At 62.5% G+C, this 22,912-nt stretch carries 24 protein-coding genes and 1 tRNA gene; 15 read left to right on the top strand and 10 right to left on the bottom strand.

The features are described from left to right. Positions 1-3: 3 nt before the first annotated feature. Together OKA05_RS12175 and OKA05_RS12170 are read left to right on the top strand one after the other, a co-directional pair. Positions 4-78: transfer RNA gene (locus OKA05_RS12175), tRNA-Asn, on the top strand. 107 nt (positions 79-185) lie between these two features. After that, positions 186-656, top strand: coding sequence for a hypothetical protein (locus OKA05_RS12170; protein WP_264487416.1), 471 nt, complete (start codon positions 186-188; stop codon positions 654-656). Positions 657-1,500: 844 nt separating this feature from the next. Here OKA05_RS12170 and OKA05_RS12165 read toward each other — a convergent pair. Further along, positions 1,501-1,722 carry a hypothetical protein gene (locus OKA05_RS12165; RefSeq protein ID WP_264487415.1) on the bottom strand — a complete coding sequence of 74 codons (222 nt, stop codon included), beginning with the start codon at positions 1,720-1,722 and terminating at the stop codon, positions 1,501-1,503. A gap of 212 nt (positions 1,723-1,934) precedes the next feature. Between OKA05_RS12165 and OKA05_RS12160 the strand changes: the two genes are divergently transcribed. The 4 genes from OKA05_RS12160 (at position 1,935) to OKA05_RS12145 (ending at position 4,920) form a co-directional block, all read left to right on the top strand. After that, on the top strand, positions 1,935-2,546 hold the full coding sequence (locus OKA05_RS12160) for a 3-keto-disaccharide hydrolase (protein WP_264487414.1): 612 nt from the start codon (positions 1,935-1,937) through the stop codon (positions 2,544-2,546). Between the two features lie 107 nt (positions 2,547-2,653). Then, positions 2,654-3,763: an aldo/keto reductase gene (locus tag OKA05_RS12155; protein WP_264487413.1), complete on the top strand. Its 1,110-nt coding sequence runs from the start codon at positions 2,654-2,656 to the stop codon at positions 3,761-3,763. Positions 3,764-3,927: 164 nt separating this feature from the next. Further along, positions 3,928-4,461 (top strand): PEP-CTERM sorting domain-containing protein, encoded by a 534-nt coding sequence (locus tag OKA05_RS12150; protein WP_264487412.1) that lies wholly within the window; start codon positions 3,928-3,930, stop codon positions 4,459-4,461. 156 nt (positions 4,462-4,617) lie between these two features. Then, positions 4,618-4,920 carry a hypothetical protein gene (locus OKA05_RS12145; RefSeq protein ID WP_264487411.1) on the top strand — a complete coding sequence of 101 codons (303 nt, stop codon included), beginning with the start codon at positions 4,618-4,620 and terminating at the stop codon, positions 4,918-4,920. Positions 4,921-5,110: 190 nt separating this feature from the next. On the opposite strand, the gene OKA05_RS12140 is transcribed toward OKA05_RS12145, so the two are convergent. Next, positions 5,111-6,676: a glycine--tRNA ligase gene (locus OKA05_RS12140; RefSeq protein ID WP_264487410.1), complete on the bottom strand. Its 1,566-nt coding sequence runs from the start codon at positions 6,674-6,676 to the stop codon at positions 5,111-5,113. A gap of 294 nt (positions 6,677-6,970) precedes the next feature. Here OKA05_RS12140 and OKA05_RS12135 point away from each other — a divergent pair, with 294 nt between their 5' ends. The 3 genes from OKA05_RS12135 (at position 6,971) to OKA05_RS12125 (ending at position 9,492) form a co-directional block, all read left to right on the top strand. Continuing rightward, positions 6,971-8,116 (top strand): hypothetical protein, encoded by a 1,146-nt coding sequence (locus tag OKA05_RS12135; protein ID WP_264487409.1) that lies wholly within the window; start codon positions 6,971-6,973, stop codon positions 8,114-8,116. Positions 8,117-8,197: 81 nt separating this feature from the next. Then, positions 8,198-8,722 (top strand): hypothetical protein, encoded by a 525-nt coding sequence (locus OKA05_RS12130; RefSeq protein ID WP_264487408.1) that lies wholly within the window; start codon positions 8,198-8,200, stop codon positions 8,720-8,722. A gap of 218 nt (positions 8,723-8,940) precedes the next feature. Then, positions 8,941-9,492: a DNA-3-methyladenine glycosylase I gene (locus tag OKA05_RS12125; protein WP_264487407.1), complete on the top strand. Its 552-nt coding sequence runs from the start codon at positions 8,941-8,943 to the stop codon at positions 9,490-9,492. Between the two features lie 348 nt (positions 9,493-9,840). On the opposite strand, the gene OKA05_RS12120 is transcribed toward OKA05_RS12125, so the two are convergent. Both OKA05_RS12120 and OKA05_RS12115 read right to left on the bottom strand, forming a co-directional pair. Then, positions 9,841-11,262 carry a DUF4139 domain-containing protein gene (locus tag OKA05_RS12120; RefSeq protein ID WP_264487406.1) on the bottom strand — a complete coding sequence of 474 codons (1,422 nt, stop codon included), beginning with the start codon at positions 11,260-11,262 and terminating at the stop codon, positions 9,841-9,843. A 2-nt stretch (positions 11,263-11,264) separates the two neighbouring features. Then, the gene (locus tag OKA05_RS12115; protein ID WP_264487405.1) at positions 11,265-11,693 is read right to left on the bottom strand and encodes a hypothetical protein; all 429 of its coding nucleotides are present in this window, start codon (positions 11,691-11,693) and stop codon (positions 11,265-11,267) included. 84 nt (positions 11,694-11,777) lie between these two features. Here OKA05_RS12115 and OKA05_RS12110 point away from each other — a divergent pair, with 84 nt between their 5' ends. Both OKA05_RS12110 and OKA05_RS12105 read left to right on the top strand, forming a co-directional pair. Then, positions 11,778-13,646, top strand: a complete 1,869-nt coding sequence (locus OKA05_RS12110) for a GNAT family N-acetyltransferase (RefSeq protein ID WP_264487404.1) — start codon at positions 11,778-11,780, stop codon at positions 13,644-13,646. Beyond that, on the top strand, positions 13,643-14,575 hold the full coding sequence (locus OKA05_RS12105; protein WP_264487403.1) for a histone deacetylase family protein: 933 nt from the start codon (positions 13,643-13,645) through the stop codon (positions 14,573-14,575). Before OKA05_RS12110 ends, OKA05_RS12105 begins: the two co-directional genes overlap by 4 nt. Here the strand turns inward: OKA05_RS12105 and OKA05_RS12100 are convergent, their stop codons facing one another. The 5 genes from OKA05_RS12100 to OKA05_RS12080 form a co-directional block, all read right to left on the bottom strand. After that, a complete protein-coding gene (locus OKA05_RS12100; RefSeq protein ID WP_264487402.1) occupies positions 14,576-15,145 on the bottom strand; it encodes an acyloxyacyl hydrolase in 570 nt (189 codons plus the stop codon). It abuts the gene before it with no gap. Positions 15,146-15,172: 27 nt separating this feature from the next. Beyond that, positions 15,173-15,688: a YbjN domain-containing protein gene (locus tag OKA05_RS12095; protein ID WP_264487401.1), complete on the bottom strand. Its 516-nt coding sequence runs from the start codon at positions 15,686-15,688 to the stop codon at positions 15,173-15,175. Continuing rightward, the gene (locus tag OKA05_RS12090; RefSeq protein WP_264487400.1) at positions 15,689-16,180 is read right to left on the bottom strand and encodes a hypothetical protein; all 492 of its coding nucleotides are present in this window, start codon (positions 16,178-16,180) and stop codon (positions 15,689-15,691) included. It lies immediately after the preceding gene. A 154-nt stretch (positions 16,181-16,334) separates the two neighbouring features. Further along, positions 16,335-16,688, bottom strand: coding sequence for an MmcQ/YjbR family DNA-binding protein (locus tag OKA05_RS12085; protein ID WP_264487399.1), 354 nt, complete (start codon positions 16,686-16,688; stop codon positions 16,335-16,337). Between the two features lie 12 nt (positions 16,689-16,700). Beyond that, positions 16,701-17,885, bottom strand: coding sequence for a tetratricopeptide repeat protein (locus tag OKA05_RS12080; RefSeq protein ID WP_264487398.1), 1,185 nt, complete (start codon positions 17,883-17,885; stop codon positions 16,701-16,703). Between the two features lie 94 nt (positions 17,886-17,979). On the opposite strand from OKA05_RS12080, the gene OKA05_RS12075 reads away from it, so the two are divergent. After that, a complete protein-coding gene (locus tag OKA05_RS12075; RefSeq protein ID WP_264487397.1) occupies positions 17,980-18,306 on the top strand; it encodes a hypothetical protein in 327 nt (108 codons plus the stop codon). Positions 18,307-18,311: 5 nt separating this feature from the next. Here OKA05_RS12075 and OKA05_RS12070 read toward each other — a convergent pair whose 3' ends face one another. After that, on the bottom strand, positions 18,312-20,459 hold the full coding sequence (locus tag OKA05_RS12070) for a S8 family serine peptidase (protein WP_264487396.1): 2,148 nt from the start codon (positions 20,457-20,459) through the stop codon (positions 18,312-18,314). A 90-nt stretch (positions 20,460-20,549) separates the two neighbouring features. Between OKA05_RS12070 and OKA05_RS12065 the strand changes: the two genes are divergently transcribed. From OKA05_RS12065 to OKA05_RS12055, 3 genes are all read left to right on the top strand, one after another. Next, positions 20,550-21,629: an amidohydrolase family protein gene (locus OKA05_RS12065; protein WP_264487395.1), complete on the top strand. Its 1,080-nt coding sequence runs from the start codon at positions 20,550-20,552 to the stop codon at positions 21,627-21,629. Further along, positions 21,626-22,015 (top strand): Rieske (2Fe-2S) protein, encoded by a 390-nt coding sequence (locus tag OKA05_RS12060; protein WP_264487394.1) that lies wholly within the window; start codon positions 21,626-21,628, stop codon positions 22,013-22,015. The genes OKA05_RS12065 and OKA05_RS12060 overlap by 4 nt, the downstream gene beginning before the upstream one ends. Before the next feature lie 167 nt (positions 22,016-22,182). After that, positions 22,183-22,878: a hypothetical protein gene (locus OKA05_RS12055; protein ID WP_264487393.1), complete on the top strand. Its 696-nt coding sequence runs from the start codon at positions 22,183-22,185 to the stop codon at positions 22,876-22,878. Positions 22,879-22,912 lie beyond the last annotated feature (34 nt).

The raw sequence follows: 22,912 nt of genomic DNA, 5'->3' as shown, positions 1-22,912 counted from the left end.
AAATCCGGCGTAGCTCAGCGGTAGAGCGGGTGGCTGTTAACCACTAGGTCCTAGGTTCGATCCCTAGCGCCGGAGCCAACATAAAGGCCTCAGAGCAGAACAGCTCCGAGGCCTTTTCCTTTGGATTAGTGTGGGACATCGTGACTAACACGCCCAAGATACCGTTCGGCACGAAAATCCACCTCATGAACTATGTGAACGCCACCGTTCTCTTTGAAGCTTTGGTGGCCGCGCGCGGGCAACTGACAGCGCGTGAAGAGGAAGCGGTGGTGGTCAGAAAGAGTCACGACTGCTTGCGACTTCGCCCCGTTGCATCGGGAATTGTTTTGGAGATCACGCATGGCCCTGCCGACAGCTCCGAGAGATTCTGGCTCGAATTGTATGCGGACACGGTTGCGCCCAATGACGCATCGCTGGCCAATTGCATTGAATACGGATTGGACCTCATGTTCCCCACCAGCGAGATGCACGACGAAGAAGCCGGACAAGTCGTCGCTCCGAACCGCTCATTAGCGACCAATCTGAATCTAACGACCCCCGTTCGCGGTTCGGAGGACTATTCTATGAGGCATCCAGAGCCGAACAAGGTGGCGGGGGATTCGTCGAAGGTTCGATCCCTGCCGCCGGAGCCACCTGGAGGCCTCAGAGAAGAGTAGCTCCGGGCCTGATTTACGTCCAAATTCTCTGAAACAGGTGGCGGAACAAATTTTCAGCAGGCCCATCATTGGCTGGGGCAATATGAGGAAAAGCGACACCGATTCTTCGCTCACGCTTTCCTTGCCTGAGGATGGTTCAGCTCTGAAGAGTGTTCCCACACCCGTTCTGGAAAATCTGGAATGGGGAACGCACTTTTGGTGGAGCGAGTCACTGAGGCTGGTAGGGGTGGCCTCGGGGGCCACGTCCATCTGCTGGAATCCAGCCGACATGGTGGGATACGTCTTCGACATTGGCTATCCGACAGAGTTGGAGGGAGGATGCGGGTTTGCGGCACTTCCTCGAGCGCTCAACAAATATGAGCGTCCCGATCAGTTCCTCGTATTCCGAATGCCGTATTCCTCCGCAAGCATTGAGAAGCTTCTGACACTTTCTTCGGTCTTATCACAATTGGGTCTGGGCCCGACCCAAACCCTCCAATGGTCCGATTCCCGATTCTGAGGATGTTTTTGAGTTTGGCCCGACTTTTTGCGGGGGGCGCTCGAAATTCCGATGGATGGGGTCATGGATGGGGTCAGGACGCGCATTTCAACAACGCCTCCAGCGTCTTCATCATCCGGACATCTGAAACCTGCTTCCCGAATGACACCACTAGCTTACTAACAGGCGCCGGGATACTCATGGAGCAGGCTCCTAGGCATGTTTCCCTTCTACCTCTCTCGGCCATCTCAGGCTACTCGGTTGTTAAAATGCGCTTCCCGACCCTTTCCTGCTCTGAGGACTTCAGGACGCTTTTTCCGGACCCGTTCGGCCCGGCGAACATGCGCATCCGCGGCGTCTCCCCGCTCACGGGATGGTAAGGATCGTGCCAGATTTCACCAAGATGGGCGGCTCAATGTGTTTCACCACTTCCTTCCGCCCGTCCGGGTACTCGCGGACCAGTCGGCTGCCCTCCGTCTGTAGCACGCTCTGCCCGGACGCCAAAACCCGCTGCCGGGCCGCGGCAAAGGCCCGTCCCGAAATGGCGGGAAACTGGCTCTCCAGCGTCTGGATATCTTGCTCGGACATGGGATGAGGTTAGAGCTTGCGTCCCGTCAAATCAATCAGGTTCTCCCGGTCAGGAACTGCTGCATCATCGCCAGCTTGAGCCCGCGGGGTTTTCTCCCGTTTTTGAATCCGTGGCGGCCTTCGCTAGAATGATTTGCCCAACGCTCTCCAAAATCCGGGATTGAGTCAGCGCGGAAAGGGGATGGAATGGGGTGGCGTAGAAACGCGTTCCCATGATCAAAAAACTACTTTCGGCCGTTGTGGCCTCCGCTTTCGTTTTCACCGCTTCCGCCGAGCCGGAGGAGGGATTCGTGTCCATCTTCGATGGCAAGTCGCTCGATGGGTGGAAGATCGGCGGCGAACCCGCCAACATCAAGGTGGAGGACGGTGCCATCGTCGCCAACGGCAACTGCACCCACGCCTTCTACATGGGCAAGGACGGCAAGGCGAAGTTCGACAACTTCGAGCTGCGCGCCGACATCATGACCAAGCCGAACTCGAACGGCGGGCTCTTCATCCACACCGAGTTCCAGGACAAGGGTTGGCCGGCCAAGGGCTACGAGGTGCAGGTGAACAACACCCAGTCCGACTGGCGCAAGTCCGGCGGCCTCTACGCGGTGGTCGATAACAAGGAGCCCTTCGAGGACAACACCTGGATGAAATACGTGATCCGCGTCGAGAAGGGGAAGGTCACCGTCTCCATCAACGGCAAGGAACTGGTCAACTACACGCCCGAGGAAGGAAAGAGCAAGCTGCTGAAGGGCGGCGGCACCTTCGCGATCCAGGCTCACGACCCGGGCAGCACCACGCTCTACAAGAACCTGCGGGTGAAGTCGCTCGACTGATTTGCCTGATCTGAACGTTTCGAGCGCGGATTCGCATTCTTGCCGCGAATCCGCGCAGTTTTTGAGAGCCGGTTGACCGTTGCGGGCTGGCGATTTAGAAATTTCCCATGGATTTGACCCCGACAGCCTACGGCACCTGGAGCGCCGGCCGCTTCATGCACTTCGGTGAGACGCTGCCCGAAGAACGTTTCCTCTCCTGCATCCAGACGGCGTGGGACGATGGCATCCGCACCTTCGTCACCGCCGACGTCTATGGAAATGGCAAGGCCGACGAACTGCTCGGCCAGGCGCTCGCCGACAAGCCGCGCGAGGAATACTGCCTCGTCGGGATGGTCGGCCACGATTTCTACGAAGGCCAGCGCCAAGGCGCTCGTGGCTATCCGCGGTTCACCGAGCTGCACGCGCCGGGCAAGTTCCGCGACTACCTGCGCCAGTCCTGCGAGAAGTCGCTCGAGCGTTGCCGCACCGACCGCTTCGACCTGCTGATGCTGCACAATCCGGACGAGACCGGCTACACCAGCGATGCCGTGTGGGATGGCCTGCGCGCGCTGAAGTCCGAGGGGCTCGCCGAGCGTATCGGCCTCGCCCCGGGACCGGCGAATGGCTTCACGCTCGACCTGATCGACTGCATCGAGCGCCGCGGCGCCGACATCGATTGGATGATGCTCATTCTCAATCCTCTCGAGCCATGGCCATCGTGCCACGTGCTGCCGGTTTGTGAGAAAAACGGCATCAAGGTGCTCACCCGGGTCGCTGACTACGGTGGGCTTTTCCATGGCGACATGAAGCAGGGCCACGTCTTCAAGCCCGGCGATCACCGCTCCTATCGTGCCGAGGGCTGGGTCGATCACGGGCTCGCGAAGATCGAGAAGATGAGGCCGATCGCCGAGAAGCACGGGCTTTCGCTGATCCAATTCGCCTCCATCTGGAACCTCAGCCAGCCCGCCGTGGAAAGCGTGGTGCCGACCTTCATTCAGGAAGCTAGCGAAGGCGCGCGAAGCATCGAGGAACAGATCCACGACTTCGCCGCGCTACCTGACGTTCGCCTCACGGCAGAGGAGTCCGAGAAAGTCCGCCAGATCGGCGACAACACGGGCTGCATGACGCTGAAGGGTGCCAGCAAGCGCCACCAAGTCAGCGAGCGTCCGGACGAGTGGCCGATGCGCGAGGATTTGCTAGAGCTGGCGGGCCGTCATGGGCTGGGGACGGAATGGTGAAGCTCGCCCGGCGCCACAAGACCGCTGCTTTGTAGCCTCAATGGGGCGCAAATGAAATCTGCTTGTTTGGGGGCTGCCAGCCGCTATCTAGCAGGCGGACTATTGCTGGTGCTGAAGTGCCGGAATGCTTCCGCACTAGAACTCCCCCCGAACGGCAACAACGCATGAAATTGAAATTCCGCACGGCAGCGATCCTCGGGTTGCTACTCACTGCCAAGCCCGACGTCAGCCAGGCTGCGACCACGGTGGTCACGGCGGGTCCGCAGGCTGCCAGCAGCGATTTCGAAGTGATCTTCAGTACGACGCTCACGGGCGTCGAGCAACTGGTGACGATCAGCCAGGGCTCGGTCTATACCGGCGAAGGAGCGGCCTTCACCATCAGCGCGATTTTGCCCGGTAACCAGCTCGTGACCCTTTTCCAAAGCGGCACGGTTTCCGCGTTTCTGGACATCACGCTCGCCGCATTGACGAACAACACTTTCACAGCCTTCGGCACGCCGACAGATCTCCTGGGGCTGCGATTTGTGTCCTACAAGGTCGGAGCCTTCGGTGCCCCAGGCACGGTCTCGTTCCCAGGGGGGACCAACCTCACCTTCAACGTGGTCCCCGAACTATCCACCTCCGTGGGCCTTGCCTTGGGTGCCGCAGGTTTCGCCTTTGCGCGGAGGCGGAGAGTGGCTTGGAGCAGATGCGGCTGATGCCGCCAAAGTGCGACGGCTATAGACGCGCCGCTATGTGGCGAGGCTTCGCTCCGCGACCGACACACAGCAGCGGGACAGCCAATTGCCGCACGCGCTCCACCGCTCTCTCATCTTCCGGGCCGGCCTCCTGATTGCGATGTTCCTCTGCTGGGCATGGTGGATGCCTGCTACAAGTTCTCGGTGATGCAGCGGAATGAATCTGCCATCAATAGCGTTGTCCGCGGCATCATCATCTCCCGCGACCCCGGGGCCAAGACTACCCTTCACATCGATCGGGGAGAACGCATCTATCGCGATTACTGGCCGCACGAGTCCATTCCCGCGACATTTCTGGTTGGCCCCCAGGAGACGTTCGGTGCGCCGGAGCCCACCCAATCGACCACCTTGCTGGAGATGATGCAAAACGAGATGAACTACGAAGCCGTGGCCGGCTCCTGGATGCTCAATCTCCCGTAATGGATCATCCTGCTCGCGTTCCTCATTCCGTGGTCGCTGCTCCTCCTCTGGCGCTCGCGACGATGGAAGCGTGCACAGGATCTAACGAAATCTTTATAAGCCCCCCTCGGCGTCTCCGACTCAGGCACTTAAACGAAAGGGCGCGGAGAACCGCGCCCTTTCTGATTTCTGGAATCTTGCGTCTGGTCTCTTAGCGGACCCGCTCGAGCAGCCACGCCAACAGCGCATCGACCGGCATGCGTTCCTGCTCCATCGAGTCGCGGTGGCGGATGGTGACAGTGTCCTTCAGCTCGGGGCCGTTTTCGCCGAGTGTGTCGAAGTCGACCGTGATGCAGAAGGGGGTGCCGACTTCATCCTGGCGGCGATAGCGGCGGCCGACGGCACCACCGTCGTCGTAGAAGACATTCATCCACGGCTGGAGCTTCTTCTGGATCTCCTTGGCGATGCGAACCTGCTCTTCGTTCTTCTTCAGCAGCGGGAAGATACCGACCTTGATCGGGGCCATGCGCGGGACGAAGCGCAAGACCTCGCGGGAGTCGTCCTTGCCCTTGTCGTCGGTGAGCTTCTCCTCGTCGTAAGCCTCGCAGATCAGCGCGAGAATCGTGCGATCGCAACCGGCGGACGGCTCGACGACGTGCGGCAGGAAGCGCTCCTTGGTTTCCTCGTCGAAGTATTCGAGCGGCTTGCCCGAGCCCTTCTGGTGGACGCCGAGGTCGTAGTCGGTGCGGTAAGCCACGCCTTCCAGCTCCTGCACGCCGAAGGGGAACTCGTATTCGATATCGTAGGTCTTCTGCGAGTAGAAGGCACGCTCGCCATCCGGGATGTCCAGGATGTGCAGCTTCTCGCGCGGGATGCCGATCTCGGCGTAGAACTTGAGGCGCTCTTCCAGCCACTCATCGGTCAGGCGAAGGCCGTCTTCGGGGCGGCAGAAATACTCGATCTCCATTTGCTCGAACTCGCGGCTGCGGAAGGTGTAGTTGCGCGGGTTGATCTCGTTGCGGAAGGACTTGCCGACCTGCGCGATGCCGAAGGGCAGCTTGATGCGGTTCGAATCGAGCACGTTTTTGTATTGCACGAAGATCGACTGCGCGGTCTCCGGGCGGAGGTAGGCGATCTGGTCGCCGGTCGCGCCGAAGTTCGTCTGCAGCATCAGGTTGAACTGCCGGGGCTCGGTGAGCAGGCTGCCATTGTCCGGATTAAAGGACGTGCTGCCGACGACCTCCACGCGGGAGTCCTCGATCAGCTCGAGTTCCTTCGGCGAGATCTTCTTGTCCGGCATGAACTCGGCGTAGAATTTCCGTGCGGTCTTGTGGGACTCGATCGGGTCCTTGCCCGGGGCGACCAGCACGGCGAAGCCGCGGTCGCTGGACCAGCCGGAAGCCTCGTGCTTGGCGCCTTTAAAATGCACGGCGGTGCCGTCCTGCGCCGGGATCTGGTCGGCGCGCAGGCGGGCCTTCGAGAGCAAGCAATCGCACATCGGGTCGCTGAAGCCGCCGACGTGGCCGGAGGAAACGAGGACCTGCTCCATGGTCAGGATCGCTCCGTCCATGCCGAGCACGTCGTCACGCTCCTGGACGGTTTTGCGCCACCAATATTCCTTCAGGTTGCGCTTCAGCTCGGTGCCAAGCGGACCGTAGTCCCAGCATCCATTGAGACCGCCGTAGAGCTCGCCGGCTTGGAAAATGAAGCCGCGGCGTTTGCACAGGGAGACGATTTTCTCCATGCGGGCGGGGTCGGTGTGGTCCTTGTTGGCCATGGTCTGGTGCGGGTTGGGGCGCGGATGGAATCAGGCGCTCCCCCGGGCGGCAAGGCGGGATTGTGGCCCAGCGGAAGGAGGCCGACGACGTTCCCCCGGCGGACAAACGGTTCCGTTCCTCCCCACAAATGCCTGATAGCCCGCTTGTTCGTTGGTAGCCGGACGATTTCCGACTAGGGAAAGGCTCGCTCCGCCGGCACCCCTTTTGACCTCCTTTTGACACAACACCCACTCGGTCCATGGAAGGATGCTTCCAATCGCCAGGCAGAGAAACCCAATCCCACCTCGTCTTCCATGAACCGATCCCGTCCGGCGAGAGTCTCGCTTCCTCTCTTCCTTTTCAGCCTCCTACTGGCAGGCAGTGCGGAACGCGCGCTGTCGGAGGAAATCCTCCACATCGCAATCTTCGGCTCCGGTCACCGGGAGGAAGTGGGGGAAGAATTGAAACGGCGGGCTGGGAATCCCGAACTACCGGGCGAGAGAGCGGTCATGATGACCCGCGAGGGCAAGCCCACCGAGGACCTGCTCGTTCACTGGCAGCTTCCCTTGTCGAGCGAAGTCACGAGCGTCAACCGGGCCGGCACTCCGCTACGAGGCGGCGAACGCAAGAGCCTGGACCAAGGCGGCACCACCCTCGAGGTGAGGAAGGCCGGCGAAGGCGATGCCGCCCACTTGCTCTTCGACATCGATACCCTGGAGCCGGCACTGGACCAAAGCTACTATCGGTTTCGTACTTCCGGGCTGGCTTTCCCGCTTTGCCCGAATACCTGGCAGCAGGTCACGGACTGGCAGGTCCCGCACCACCAGAATCGTCCGATCTGGTGCTACCTCGAATCGCCGCAGGCCGCAGCCGGGGCCGCGAAGGCAGAAGCGCCGCCCGGGGACCTGCCGTTTGGCAACGATCCGAAGGCCCCATGGCGGCTGGAGGTGAGGTATGGTTCCTTGCCCGATGCCATGCTGGAGAAGATTGAGCAGGCCGATCCCCAGCAAGCCGCGCTTGCCGCCGAAACGATGGGCCGGTGGTTTTCCTACGGCATCGTCTGCCTGTCGGATCAGCCCTTCCGCGTCGCCACCGGTGCGGGCAAACTCGCCAAGATCAAAAACGAGGACTATCATGATCGCCGGCTGGCAGAGCTGGAAGGAACGCTGACCGTGGTGGAGTCCAACATCAGCCTGAAGTGTGAGTTCCACTCCCCCGCCGTGCGCGAGAAGGATGCGAGGGCGATGCCCTTCGAAGGCGAACTGCGGCCCGGGGAGTGGAAATTCCAACGCATCCCCGATGGCCCGGATCACGAGAGCATGGGGGAATTCCCCGGCGGTCCATCGATCAAGCTCAACGCCCTTCCCCCTATCCGTGTGGCGGCATTTCGCGTGACGAAACTGGAGGTGAAGCCTTCGCCGCGCTCCGTGCCTCGCCTTGACCGTTCGCCCAAAAATTGACCTCGTTAAAAAGCAATGAAAACCAGATCAGCATTCCTCATCGTAGCTGCGCTTATCGGAAATGTGCACGCAGACACCGCCATGATTCCAGCGTCTCCAGGGGTTGAGATGGACTTCAAGAGCGAATACGGAGGATCCACCCTCAAGGAGGCGCTCATCAATGCCGGTGCTCCGATCGCCGGGTCCGACACCTTGCGCTATGACTCGAAGTCCATTGCTCTCGCCGTCGATGGCAACAAGGCAACCATTCGCTATATCCAGACTTTGGTCGCCGATTTTTACAGCCGGCCACCCGTGCAGCGGGACGGGGAGGAAGTCTCGCGCCAGTTGATTGGCAAGACGGCCGAACTCAGCGATGTTGATTTCCCCTCGGACATGAAGCTCGGGACCATCCGTTTCGAGGCGGATCACGTCGCGGTGGGTTTTGATGCGAAAGGAGGGCGAAGTGCCGATCTTCGATGGGCGGTATCAAGCAAAGGCGACATTTTCATCCGGCATTCGGATGGGCGTCTGCTCTTGAACGGGAATCTCAATGCTCCCGGCAGCTTGGTTTTCACATTGGCCAAGCAGACCAAAGCCTACGACATCGCCCTGCAGCCGCGATAAAGATGTCAGGCGACCAAGCCGTCGCATCCGGCGGCGACAAGCTTTCAAATTGATCCTCTTGTCGACCGCCTCGCGTTGCGCGCATGCTGCCCAAGAGCAAGCCCGGCCAAGCGATCCGCCATCCACCGGGGGCGCAAGCTGGATGTCGATCCCGGCGCCGGCGGGAAATTGCCGTGATGCTGGCTTGAGGTCGTTGGAGGCGGATTCAAGCTTCGCCCATGACCCGCTGCCCTTGGCTTCCCGTCGACAAGCCGCTGTACGTCGCCTACCACGACACCGAGTGGGGCGTGCCGTCGCGGGAGGAGCGCTACCTTTTTGAGATGATCTGCCTAGAAGGCGCGCAGGCGGGCTTGTCGTGGTGGACGGTGCTCCAGAAGCGCGAGCGCTACCGCGAGGTCTTCCGCAATTTCGAGCCCGACGAGGTGGCAAAGATGAAGGATGGCCAGTTGGACAAGCTGGTGCTCGATCCGGGCATCATCCGCCACCGCGGGAAGATCTTCGCCGTGCGCGAGAACGCCAAGTCTTGGCTGGCCCTGCGCGAGCGGGAAGGGGATCCGGTGGAGTGGATCTGGAGCTTCATCGGCGGCAAGCCGAAGGTGAACCGCTTCAAGGCGATGGGCGATTTTCCCACGACGACGGCGGAGTCGGATGCGCTCAGCAAGGCGCTGCGCAAGGCGGGCTTCAACTTCGTGGGCTCCACCACGATGTATGCCTACATGCAGGCGGTGGGCATGGTGAATGACCACACGGTGGATTGCTTCCGGAAGTAGAGGGGCTGCGGCGGAATCTCTATGTCCCAACGGGACAACTTATAGAAGCCCGGCACGAAGTGCCGGGCCATGCAGACAAGGGATTGGTCTCCCAACGGGAAACTTCATGCGGGGGGCGGCGGTCTTATCCAAAACTCCCGCGCGTCGGTTTCGGTCCCGCATTTGTCCGACCCAGAGCCCCATTCGATGGGTTTTGGAGCCGGGCCGGGAACGCAGCTGTTAGACGCATGAGGCGTCACGTTGTGACGCGGTCGCTATCGCCTTCCCACCCGGCACTTCGTGCCGGGCTGTTATGAGCCGTCCCGTTGGGACGAAACCCGCGCGCCTTTTGCGGCGATAAGTGGCCTTTCACCACGTGTAGTGCGCGGTGTAGGTCACCTTCTTCTCCTCATCCGGCGCCAGCTTCACGGTGAATTCGATGGTCTGTGCGTCCTTCTTCACGGACTCCATCGAGACATCCTCGAGCTTCCACTCCAGCCAGCGCCACAGGTGCTCGCGGACGACGATTTCCTTGGGTTCCTTCGAGCGGTTTTTCACCGTGACCTCGACGGTTTCCTTCATCCACTCCGCTCGGTCGTCGCGCTGGAAGTTGGTGATCTTCCGCTCGCCGACGAGGTCGAAGGCATTGCCGGTGTAGACCGAGACATTCTCGTTGCGAGGGGTGTGGTCGATGTCGTTTTCCCCGACGAACTCGAGGTTTCCGTCCTGGTCATCGGAGCGGTAGAAGCGAACCCGGCCCGCGGGCAGGGGCACACCGAGGCCATTGGCTTCCTCGTTCTTGAACTCCCAGTAGATGGCCACGTCCTTCGGGAATTCCTGTCCTTGGATCGGCTGCGTCTGCGGACCGCCGCCGAAAAAGCGCATGGAAGCCGCATCATAGACATACTTCTTCATCGCCTTCACCTCCGGTGCGCGGAGGAACTCGACCTGCTTCGTTTCCTTGTCGCGGATCGTCAGCGGCCGCTGGAGTGTGTAGAGGTGGAAGTCATCGAAGGCCTTCTCCTGCACCGCCGGTGCGGCGTCGGACATGCTTTTCAGCCGCATGGCCATGCGCGAGGAATCCACCGGGACGTTCGGTTGGACGATATTCACCTCACCGGCCACCAGTTTGATCCTGGCCTGGTTGAAGCCCGTGCCGCTCTGGTTGTTCACGGTCACCCAGCCGGTCAGGGTGACGGTGTCGCTCTTCTCCGGCGCGACGAGGTTGTAGTCCGCCTCCCAGGAAAAGCCGTTGCTGAGGTAGGAGAGCTGGGCATCGAACTTCGCATCCGCCGCGCTCTGGATCTGCCAGCCCAGCGTGGGCCGCAGGATTGAGCCATCGCCGAGTGCCGGGAACAGCGGCTCGCCGGGAAGCTGGAAGCGCAGCTTGCCCTCGACCTCGATGATGGGTTCCTGCGGCTGGCCTCCGGGCACGTAGCCGGAGCGGACAATCTTGCCGGGCTTCACCTCGACCTTGCCATCGGGGTAGGTGGTGCGGAAGTCGATCACCTGACCCTCGAAGTGCTGGAGCAGCAGCCATTTGCTCACCGGGTCATTGCGGTAGCTTTGCTCGAGGATCGAGAAGGCGGCCTTGCCCGTGGGGTCGCGCAGAACCACCGAGTCTGGAAGTACCTGAGCCGTCGCGCGGTCGAAGGTCAGCGGGTTTTCGCCGGCCTTCAGCTCCAGCGGGACCGACTCGCGCACCACGGCCAGGTTCTGGTTGTAAATCGTCAGCGCGGTTTCGGCGCTGGCAGCGGTGATGAGGGCGGTAGTCAGGGCAATAGTCTTCATGATCATTTCTGCGGTTCGATCGCGTCGTAGCGAGCGATATTGAAGTAAGGCGTGTGGCGGACTGACTCGTCCCGGCTCACGGAGAAAGTCATGCTGCCTTTCTGGAAAGGCCACGGCACTTTCTTGACCATGATGCCCGACTCCGGGGTGGGGTTCTGGTCCCGGCACACGAAAGTCAGCTCCTTGTGCGGAAAGCCGGCGTCGGCCTTTGTGACCTCATAGGTCAGCAGATGCTCGGTGCGGATCCAATTTCCCTGGATCACCTCGCTGACCACGGTGTCGCTTTTCAAGGACGCGGTGATTTTCACGCCCTCGGCCGTCTCCGGCTGGGGAAAGATGATCTGGTCCTCCGGCAGTTGGGCATTGGTTTTCACCGGCTCGGCGGCGAAGGCGAGACACGAAAGGAGCGGTAGCAGGGCGAAGGCTTTCATCACGGGTTCATGAAGCATGACACCGCTGGGCGAATTTCCTTGGGAAATTTTCGCCTCTGTTGCCAGGCATGTTAGCGTCGCGGCGTGACGCCCCTTGATGAACGCGATTGGCCGCGCTTGCTGCGCCCGGGCAGCCGCGTCTTCATCGGTGGCGGGGCCGCGGTGCCGCAGGCCCTGGTAGCCTCGATGCTGCGTCATGCCGACCGCTTCGTGGACCTCGAAATCGTCCACATCCATGGGCTCGGTCCCACGCCGTGGATCGAGCCGCGATACGAGCAGGTCATTCGCACGAATTCCTTTTTCCTCACGCCTGCGTTGCGCGAGGCGGTCGAGCGCGGCCAGGCGGACTACACGCCCTGCGCGATGTCGGAAGTGCCCGCGCTCTTCCAAAGCGGGCGCACGCCGCTCGATGTGGCATTGGTTCAGGTCACGCCGCCGGATGAGAATGGGAAGTGCTCGCTCGGCGTGAGCGTGGATGTCACCCGCGCCGCGGTGAAGTGCGCCCGCCTCGTGATCGCCCAGGTGAATCCGAAGATGCCTCGCACCGGCGGCGACAGCTTGATCTCGGTCAAGGACATCGACTTTTTCGTGAAGCATGCCGCTCCTCTGCCCGAGGCAGAGGTGGCGGAGCTCGATGAACGCCAGGAGCGCATCGGCCGGTATGCCGCGCAGTTGATTGACGATGGCGCCACACTTCAGGTGGGGCTGGGTAACACGCCCGAGGCTGTCGCTCGCGCGCTCACGAAGCACCGCCAGCTTGGCATTCACTCGGGCATGTTCAATGACGCGCTGATGGAGCTCGTCCGCTGTGGTGCGGTGGACAATTCGCGCAAGAGCTACAAGCCCGGGAAGATCATCGCCAGCCACGTGCTCGGCAGCCGCAAGCTGTATCGCTTCGCCAATGGTCATCCCGACCTCGAACTGCATCCGAGCGACTGGGTGAACGACCCGCTGCGCATCGCGCGCAATGACCGCATGGTCGCGATCAACGGCGCGCGTGAGATCGACCTGACCGGCCAGGTGGTGCGGGACTCCAGCGGCCATCGATTTTACGGGGGTATCGGTGCCTTGCAGGACTTCATCCGCGGCGCGGGCCGCAGCAAGGACGGCCGGCCGATCATTGTCCTGACCTCGCTCACCGACGATGGCAAGGCCTCGCGCATCGTCACCGGCTTGCAACCCGGCAGCGGCGTCTGCACCGGCCGGGGTGACGTCCATCACGTGGTCACCGAGTACGGCATCGCTAGTATTTACGGGAACAGCATCCGGGAACGCGTCGCGCGGCTGGTGGAAATCGCGCATCCCGATCACCGCGAGTCGCTGTTAGAGGGCGCGCGCACGCGGGGATGGCTGCCGAAATTCTTCACCATGCCGGGCGGGGCGCGCGGCGAGGTGGAGAGCGAGTGGATCAGCTTTTCGTGCGGTCGCTTCCGGTTGCGTCCGCTGCATCCGAGCGACATGGGCGCGTTGCAGTCGTTCTTCTACTCGCACGATGAGGAAACGGTGCGGCTCCGCTATGGCTACCAGCGCGACCGCATGACCGGCGAGTCCGCCTACAAGCTGGCGGCGGTCGATCAGGCGAAGGATCACGCGCTCGGGCTGTTTGCCCAGCATGCCGGGCGCGAGGATCTGCGGGCGATCGGCCGCTTTTATCTCGATGCCTCTGGAGCCTCCGCCGAGATCGCGTTCGTAGTGCATGAGAGCACCCGCCGGGTGGGGATGGCGGGGTTCCTGTTAGGCGAGTTGGCGAAGGTCGCGAGGAAGCGTGGCATCAAGGAATTCTGGGCCAGTGTGCTGGCGGAGAATCACGGCATGGCCTCGCTCTTCACTCGTGCCGGTGGCACTTCCAGCGGGCTCGGCGACGAGCGCGAGTTCCGGCTGCCGGTTTCCCGCATCCTGCGCTGGCGGAATGGTTATCTGGCGCACAAGAACATCCACCGCGACGAGAGATGAAGCCCATCGGAGTTCACTACGATCCTTGCTATGAGCGCCATGATACCGGCCCCGGCCACCCAGAGTCGGCTGCGCGTTATCGCGTGCTGCGCGAGGCTCTAGAGAAACTTCCGCGGGGCATCGTGCGCCTGCCCGGTCGCAAGGCGACGGTCGCGGAGGTCTTGTTCGCTCACGAGCCGCACTATCACGACCTCGTGTATCGCGACGTCATCTCTTGTGCCGACATGCTGCGCACCGGCGACACCGCGCTCTGCGAGGACAGCTACGACGTCGCACTCGAAGCCACCGGCGCGGTGATCGAGGCGGTGAATGCGGTGATGAGCGGCGAGGTGGCGCGGGCCTTTTGTGCGGTCCGCCCGCCCGGGCACCATGCCACGGCCGAGCGCGGCATGGGCTTCTGCATCTTCAACCACGTCGCCATCGCCGCGAACCATTTGCGCCGGGTCCACGGTCTGCAGCGCATCGCCATCGTCGATTGGGATGTCCATCACGGCAATGGCACCGAGGCGATCTTCGAAGCCGACCCCGGCGTTTTCTACGTCTCGCTTCACGAGGCGAATATCTATCCCTACACCGGGCATGCCGCTCACCGCGGGAGCGGGGCGGGGGAGGGATTCACGCTCAATTTGCCGCTCCCCCATGGTTCGGACGGGTCAGTGGCGCTCGCCGCGTGGGACGAGCATGCCGCACCCGCCCTTGAGGCCTTCCGTCCGGAATTCGTGCTGGTTTCGGCCGGCTTTGACGCCCGCGATGGCGACCCGCTCGGTGGCTTGCGATGGGACGACGAGACCTTCGCCGGCTTTACCCGGCGAGTCGTTTCCATTGCCGACAAGCATGCAGAAGGACGAGTCGTCTCCTCGCTGGAAGGCGGCTACTACCCGCCGGGACTCGCCTCGGCGGCGGTGGCGCATGTTGAGGCGTTGCGCTGATCAAAACTGCCAGCCGAGGCCGATGGTGAAGCCGAGTGCATCGATGCCCGGGTTCGGGTCGGTTTGGCCGCCATTCGAGTGGTGAATGAAGTACGCCCCGCCTAGTAGCGAGAGGTTCGGTGCGATCTCCTGGCGCACGCCGAGCTGGGAAAACCAATTCAGCGTGAAGTCCTGGCCCTGGCCTTCGGGATCGCGGGTGGAGTTCGTCCAGCCCACGCCGCCGCCGATGGAGAAGAACAGCGACGTCTTTTCGTTCGGGAACCAGTATTCGATCGATGGCGCGCCATTGATGCCGAAGTAGTAGTCTTCCGGGCCCTCGACGATGGACTCCATGAGCAACGAAGCGCGGCTGCGGACGATCAGGCGGGCGCCGTTCTCATCTTCCCACCACTTCAAGACCACCGGGCTGCGGAGTGTGAACTGCGTCGGCGCGATCTCGTAGTCGATGGCGGTATTGTCGCCGACGTTCCAGAGGTAGCCGGATTCGAGCGTGAGTTCCCATGCGTCGGCGGGGTGATCAGCGGCGAAGGCGGGAACAGCGAGCAGGGCGAGGGCGGCAAAGGTTTTCATCGGTTTTTCGTGGGAGCTTGGAATTTCTCAAATGTAGTCTTCCTCGTCACCGGGAACCGGCGGGATGAAGTCCTCGCGCTGGAGTAGACGCTTCAGATCGAGATCCTCCAAGAGGTCTTCCGGCGTGCGGACCACGGTCATGGCATACGGGGCGATGCGGTCCATTTCCGCAACGGCACAGTGGACCATCGAGGAAATGATGTCGGCGTCATAGCGCTCTTTGTCGAAGAGGTTGGTGATGCGGAAGACCAGCCGGTCGCGATCGAGGTCGTACTCGAAGCCGCCGAGGTTGAGCGTCTTGTTCGCGCGGGCCAGCAGCTCCAGCACATACGGCCGGTGCTCGTCATCGAGCGGCAGCGGCATTTCCCCGATCACCGCGAGCGCATTCATCGGCGGGTAGGCCTGGACGGTCATCTCGATTCGCGTGTGGTGGCCGGTGAACACCGAGCGCAGCACGTCGCGGCCCTCGACCAATTCGCAGTGCCAGCCATTGGCTCCGAATGCTTCTTCGACGACGAGGATCTGGCGGGATGGCGGGCGCATTTAGGAAGATGGTGGATAAGAGACGGAAGCGGATGGATCGGCGGGGAGCCGGCCTTGGATCGCCTTGGCGAGCAGTGCGCGGCGGTCCTTGGCGATGGGTGACAGCGAGAGGTGGATGCCGGAGGTTTTTTCTGCGGAGAAGTGGAGCGTCAAGCGGGAGTCGTCGATATCCGCGGCGGCGATCTGTACCCACGGGATGACCTGCATGTTCACGGCGGGGCGGAAAAGGGGGAAGATTTCGACGCCGATCGGGCTGAGCAGCAGGTAGGCGTGCTTGGTGCAGCGCCACGCGAGCCGGGCGAGGACGACGGCGAGGCCGAGCGGGACGAAGCCCCAGGCGGGGTGGGGGAGTTCGGGAGTGGTGGGCCGGTAGGGAGTGAGCAGGAAGAAAACGAGGCTGGCCATCACGCAGACCGCGGCCGCAATCCAGAACACCACGCCCTGCCCGGCGCGGGTGAAGCGCAGTTCTTTCTGGGGCTCGGCGACGGACATGCGGGAAGGGTGAAGTTCCAAGCGGGGCGTGCCAAGTGCCAAGGAAGAGAGGGGGACAACGAAACGAGCGAAATGAACGAAAGGGGGAGGGGACCCGACGGGCGCACATCGCCAGGAATGTCGATGCCCCTTACCTTAATAAGGAGCGACGACGCTAACCATTGAGCTTGGCGCGTTGTGCTTTCGGCAGGCCGGCGACGACGAGGTCGTAGGAGTGGTCGATCAATTCGCGGACGAGCGAGGACGGGAGCGAGCCATCGAGCACCACCGTGTTCCAGTGGCGCTTGTTCATGTGGTAGCCGGGCAGGATGGCGGCGTATTCGTCGCGCAGCAGGAAGGCGCGTTCGGGATCGCACTTGAGGTTGATGCGGGAGGGAAAGTCCTCTGGCACGGCCAGGGCGAACATCTTTCCCGCGACCTTGTAAACGAGGACATCCGGGCCAAAGGGCGTGGTCTCCTCCGCCCCGGGCTTGGAGAGGAAGTGCTCGATGGCGTCGGGTAGGTCCACGTTGGAAGGCTATCAGAGAGGAGGAAAGCCGGCCATTTCCTTGCGGCGGCGGCTCGCGCGGAATTCAAGCCAGAAGAAAAGCCCGACGCAGGCTAGAAGGAGTATGGTTCCACCGATGGCGACGACATTTCCGCAGTGCAATCCGGGGTGGAGGCGGCCGATTCCCGCGAAGATCTCCGGAACGAGACGCCACCAGCCGACGAGGGCGAAGAGCATGACGATACGCCGCAGCCACGCTGGGGCGGGGACCAGCCAGCCAAGCCAGCGCTTCCCGGATGAAGCGAGGCCTGCCCGCAGGTGATCGCCCTGGACGACGTACTTCCGATAAAGCCAGATGACCGGCCAGAGGAAGATGCCCCAGAAAATCAAGCCCATCAGGCAAAGCACAAAGACAACGAGATAAAATTGCCCCAGGAGGAGGAGGAGGGGGAAGCGGCTGAGCGACCGGCCCATTGCCTTGATGATGCCGGTGCCGATTTTCCGCGGCAGCACCATCAGCTTGAGGAAGAAATCGCGCTTCGAGGCCAAGGACTCCCGCCATGCCGGTGCCAGCGAGGACATGGGGTCGATAGCGATCGCCTGCTGGAGATGGGCTTCGCCTTCCTTCCGGCGCTGAGGGACGGAAAGAAGGTGATCGCCTAACAGCGCGTGCACATCGGCGTTCTCGGGCTCGATCGCGAGTGCCTCCCGCAGCCAGCGCTCGGCCTGCAGGTGCCAGCCGGGCATCTTTTCCTCCATGGTCACGGCGATGGCGATGAACAGGAGGATGCGAGCCTCGATATTGCGCGGGTCGAGCTCCAGCATGCGGTGGGAGCAGCGCATGGAGAATGCGGGGTCATCGCCGATCGAGGAGGAGGCGAGCGCGTGCCAGGCGGTGATGGATTCCGGGTCGAGCGCGAGCGCCTCCATGGCGTGGCGGTCGGACTTGCGCGAGCCCAGCGACGAGGAACCGATGAGGGCCAGCAGCGAAAGGCTGGACTCGTCGTCCGGGCGCAGGCGCAGGGTCTCGCGCAGGTGGTGCTCGGCGGACCGGCGGTCATCGAGCATCCAGTGCGCAATGGCGAGCAGGCGGTGGAGGTCGGGATCCTCCGGGGATTGAGCGAGCAGCCGGTGGCCCTCCTCGATCACGCGGTCGTAGCGCTGGCGTTCCAACCAGAAGGACAGCGAAGCGGCAGATGTAGGAGAGTCGTGGCTCAAGCGTGCGGATATCTATGAGGACCGCGCGCGATTGGAAAGGAGGAAGCATCAGGTAACCATTGCGACGGCAGATGATTTTTGATGAACTACCGACATGGCGGAGGATGATGAATGGAATTTCCGGGCGCCGGCCGAAGGCCTGCCGGTGAAGCCGGAACAACTCGATCGCTTTCGCCGCTTGCTGACGGAGCTGATGTTCTGCCTGGCCGGGCTGCCGGTATTCAGCCTTGCGGCGACGTGTATCAAGCCGCCGTTGCGGATTCCTCCGTCGCCTCGGACATCCTTGCCGCCGCTGCCGGAGTGGGAGATCCTGTTCTACCGCTGGACTCCGCTGGTCCTGTTGGGACTGGCGTTCACCTGTCTTGTCTGGCTCGTGGTTGTGCTGTTGCGGATGGCGGAGTTGAAGACGAGGCGCGAGTGATGCACTCAGGGGGCGGCAGAGATCACGCTCAGCCGGTAGAAGCGTCGGGGGGAAGCTGGCGTCGCAGCGGCGTCGGTGAAGACATGCGGATTCCCGTCGCCTGTGATCGCGTTGCCAAGCTGGCTCCAGGATCCGGAGGAGAGGTTGTCCGACCACTCGATCTGATAGAGGCGCCCCGCGATCGTGGGAAAGGAGCCGGAGACGCCGGTGGTATTTGCGCCGAAGCTGGCAAAGGCCAACTTGCTGGACCCATCGAGCGGAGCGGAGCCGGAGAGAAACTCGTCCGCATTGGTGACCGCATCGCCATCGGGATCGCTGGCGGCGGCGGAAGCGAGGTTGCCGATTTCCTCGGACTCCCACCAATCGGGCAGGGAGTCATTGTCGGTGTCGATCATCTTGAGAAGATCGAGCCTGCCGCCGGTGGCAACCTTCCCCGTCAGCGCGGGGACGGCGGTGGTGCGGGTGAGGATGCGCGAGATCCGCTGAGCCACAGTCTCCGCGGGGAAATTCATGGCGGCGAAGGCCACGGCTCCGGTCACATGGGGCGCGGCCATCGAGGTGCCGTCGAGAAATTGATAAGCGGCCGCCGGATTGATGATGCGCGTGAAGGTGGCGGTCACCGGCAGGCTGGAGGCGACGATGCTTTGGCCATTCGCTTGGGAAATGCGGATCGCCGGAATCCAGTTGCCCGAGCCGCCGAGTGTCCACGGGTTGGTGGTAATTGAACTACTGGAGTTATCGTAGATCACGACTGCGACCGCGCCGGCGGCGATGGCATTGGTGACCTTTTCCGCGAAGGTGAGCGTGCCGCGCTGGATGAGGGCGATGTTTCCCGCGACCCCGGCAGGGAATTGGCCGGTCTGGCCGATGCCGCAGGCATGGAGAGATCCGGTGATGCCCGAGGCACCGGTGGTGCCCGAATACGCGATGGCCGCCGCAGCATACACGGCGGAGCCGATCTTCAAGCTGGCCTGCGAGGCGAACTCAAGCGGCATGGTCGAGTAGATCTCGCTGCCGGGTGCGGCGAGGTCCACGGTGGTCGCGCCATAGTTCGAGTAGTTGGCGAGCTGGTTCGCCGGCGTGAGTGCGGCGACGGAGATGATGTTGGAGACGGCGTAGTTCGCCGGGTAGCTGGCGGTGCTGTCGTTGTTGGCCGATTCATTTCCGGCGGCAGCGCATAGCACGATGCCCGCATCGCGCAGGGCTTCGATTGCGACCCGCTCAGTGGTGGAAGATGAACTGCCACCGAAGGAGGCATTGATGGCGACGAGGTTCACGCCGCGCTCCTTCAGGTCGACCGCGTAGTCGAAGGCGGCAAGGATGGCCGAGGTGGAGATCGCGTCCCCATCGCTGGAAACCTTCAGCGGAAGGAGTTTCGCTTTGAACTGCAGGCCGGTGATGCCAAGGCCGTTGCGTCCGCTGGCCCCGATGGTGCCGGCGACATGCGTACCGTGATCGCCCGAGTCGGACATGATGCCGGTATTGCCGGTGAAGTCGAAGCCATGGATGTCGTCAATCCGGCCGTTGGAATCGTCGTCGAGGCCGTTGCCGGCAATCTCGCCGGGGTTGGTCCACAGATTGCCAGCCAGGTCGGGATGGGTGGTGTCCAGACCGGTGTCGGCGATCGCAACGACGACCTCCGGCCCATCGGTCCGGGCGAGCTTCCAAGCATCCACGAAGCGGGTGTCGGCCCCGGCGATGCCGGTCACGCCATTGACGGTTTGGCCGGTATTGCGCAGCCCCCAGAGTTTGCCGAAGTCGGGCTCGCCGCTGGCCGCTGCGGAAACGTGACGCAGGTAATTCGGCTCCACCGTCTCCACGGTGGGATCGGCCTTAAGTTCGGCGATGAGCCTGGCGGTGCCGCGGCTCTTTTCCCGGACGAGGGTGGAAACGCGGCCGCGATGGCGCGACAACCGCTCGAATCGCTGCGCCACCGCCAGCGAACGACGAGCCAGCGCACCCTCGGCCCCGCGGGCGTCGACGGTGGGCTTGAAGGTGACCAGCACCTCGCCTTCGACATAGGCGTCCTCCGCCATGGCCAAGCCGGTGGCGATGGCAAGAGCAGCCAGCACACGGGAGAAAACAGGCACGGTAGGCATCAAACCACGGATGGCGGATTTAGCGATGGGGAATACTACGATGGGTCGTTTCATGTCCGGGAAGCCGGTTGTCCGCAACCTGCCACATGGAGAATGAAGTGACGGCTAAGCCACAGTGTCTTTTCTTCGGGGCCGATCCGTGCGATGGATGTGTCGATGGCGGGTGAGAACGAGGTGAAGACGGGGTTTTCGTTGATCGATTGTGACGTGCACTGCGTGCCGCTCCATGCGGACGAGATCGTTTCGCGGCTGCCGGCTTACTTCCGCACCCAGGGGCTGGTGCTCCCGGGCGGGCCGGGCTTGCCGCATCCGACCGGCGTCCGGCGGGTCGATGCCCGGGGTCCGCACGGCGAACCGGCGGGCTCCCTGCCGGAGAAAATGCGGGAGCAGCTGCTGGATGCCTACGGGGTGGATTTCGCGGTGCTGATCGAGGCGAAGCTGCTGACGGTCGGCGTCCATCCCGACACGCACTTCGGCAATGAGATCGCCCGCGCGCACAATGACTGGCTGCGGGAAAAGTGGCTGCCGGCCGATCCTCGCTTTCTGGGCAGCATGATCGTGAATCCGCTCGATCCCGCGGCTGCTGCGGCGGAAATCCGGCGGGTCGCCGGAGCGGACCGGATTGTCCAGGTCGTGATGACCAGTGCGTCGCGGATCCCGCTGGGGGACCGGATTTACTGGCCGATCTATGAAGCGGCCTGCGGGGCGGGGCTGCCGGTCGCGCTCCATCCCGGTGCCGAGGGGAAGGGAGTCGCGGGACAATTCACCGCCGGCTTTCCCGCAAGCTATCTGGAATGGCACACGAACCTCTCGCAGAATTTCATGGCCCAGCTCACGAGCCTGTTGTGTCGGGGTGCGATGAGCCAATTTCCCGAACTGCGCTTCGTGATGGTGGAGGGCGGCTTCGGCTGGGTGCCCCACTTGCTGTGGCGGCTGGACAAGAACTGGAAGGGTCTGCGTTCGACCGTGCCGTGGCTGGATCGCCCCCCGAGCGAGTATGTGCTAGAGCGCGTCCGCTTCACCAGCCAACCGGTGGAGGAACCGCCGTCGCAGGATCAACTGCTGGAACTGCTGCACATGATGCAGGCGGAGCGGACGCTGATGTTCTCCAGCGACTACCCGCACTGGGACAATGACTCGCCGCTGCGTGCGTTTCCCCGCTTGCCGGTGGAAATGAAGGAGCGGATTTTCTGGAAGAACGCGGCGGAACTCTACCGGCTATGACAGCGAAGCGGACCATCCCCGTGTGTCCCGCGGCGGAGCTGCCGCCGGGCTCGCGGAAGATCGTCGATGCCGGTGACGGCCGCTCGATCGGTGTCTTCAATGTGTACGGGAACTACTACGCCCTTCGTAATTCGTGCCCACACGCCGGAGCGGAGCTGTGCCGCGGCATCGTGACCGGCATGAATGAGCCAGCCGGCGTAGGCGAATACCATTGGGTGAGGGAAGGGGAGATCCTGCGTTGCCCGTGGCACGGCTGGGAATTCGACATTTTGACCGGGCGCTCGGTGTTCTGTCCGGAGAAGGTCCGTGTGGCGACCTACGAAACCGCGGTGGAGACATTTGAGGCGGGAGTCGATGAGGCCGGAATGGTGGTCGTGAGGGTTTGACAACTTGGGTTCGTATTTTGCGAAAATGCGAAGCGGAAAACGTTGGAATAGCGTGGTTTTTTCGAATCCCGGGGTCCCACGCGATTACGTAATGGGAAACTACTTAAGAATACCGAATAGTGGCCTCGTTCGAAAGCAAACAACCTCCTCACACCCTTCCCTTCCCTATGAGCGCTCAAAACAAGATCCAGGAACTTGCGATGGCAGCCCTCCGTTCCGCTCCCCCGGCCGCAGGCGTTCCGAAGCCCGCGACCTTCATGGCCGCTCCCGAAAAACTGCGTGCCGCCATCCCTGCGGTCGAACCAGTAGCGAAGGCGGAGCCGGTGGCCCCCGCCGCTGCGGTAGCGACGACCGGGACCGAGCCGGTAGCCCAGCCCTTCAAAGATGAAAGCTGCCCGGAGCTCCGCGCGATGATCGAGGAGCGTGACTCGAAGAAGGAAACTTCCAACAAGCGCAAGAGCCTGGCCGTGACCCTTTCGCTGCTCGCGATGCTGGGTGCAGCCGGCGGTTGGTTCGCGGTTTCTCCCTCGGCCCAAGCGAAGGTCGCCAAGATCGTTCCCCTTTTCAAAGAGTCGATGCGCGACGTGAAGTCGCTCGCGAACACGAAGGAAAACTTCGACAAGCAGCTTGAGAAGATCGCCGTTCATGGTGACCACGTCAAAGACGCGACCCTCGCGATGGGCGTCGATCCCTCGACAGTGGCCGAAGGAAACGGCGAGGAGCTCGATGGCGCGATGAAGGACATGTCGGGTGGCGAACGAACCACCACCGAGCGGAACAAGGACATGAAGGACAAGCTCGGCATCGTCGGCAAGCTGTTCGGTGACAAGAAGCCGACCGAGCCAGCTCCGGAGGCGAAGTAAAGTAATCCGCGGCGAAAAAGCTGGCCACCGCGCC

Source organism: Luteolibacter arcticus, assembly GCF_025950235.1.
Lineage (GTDB): Bacteria > Verrucomicrobiota > Verrucomicrobiia > Verrucomicrobiales > Akkermansiaceae > Haloferula > Haloferula arctica.
Note: the sequence above shows the minus strand (reverse complement) of the source record. Positions and strands in the feature narration are given on the sequence as shown.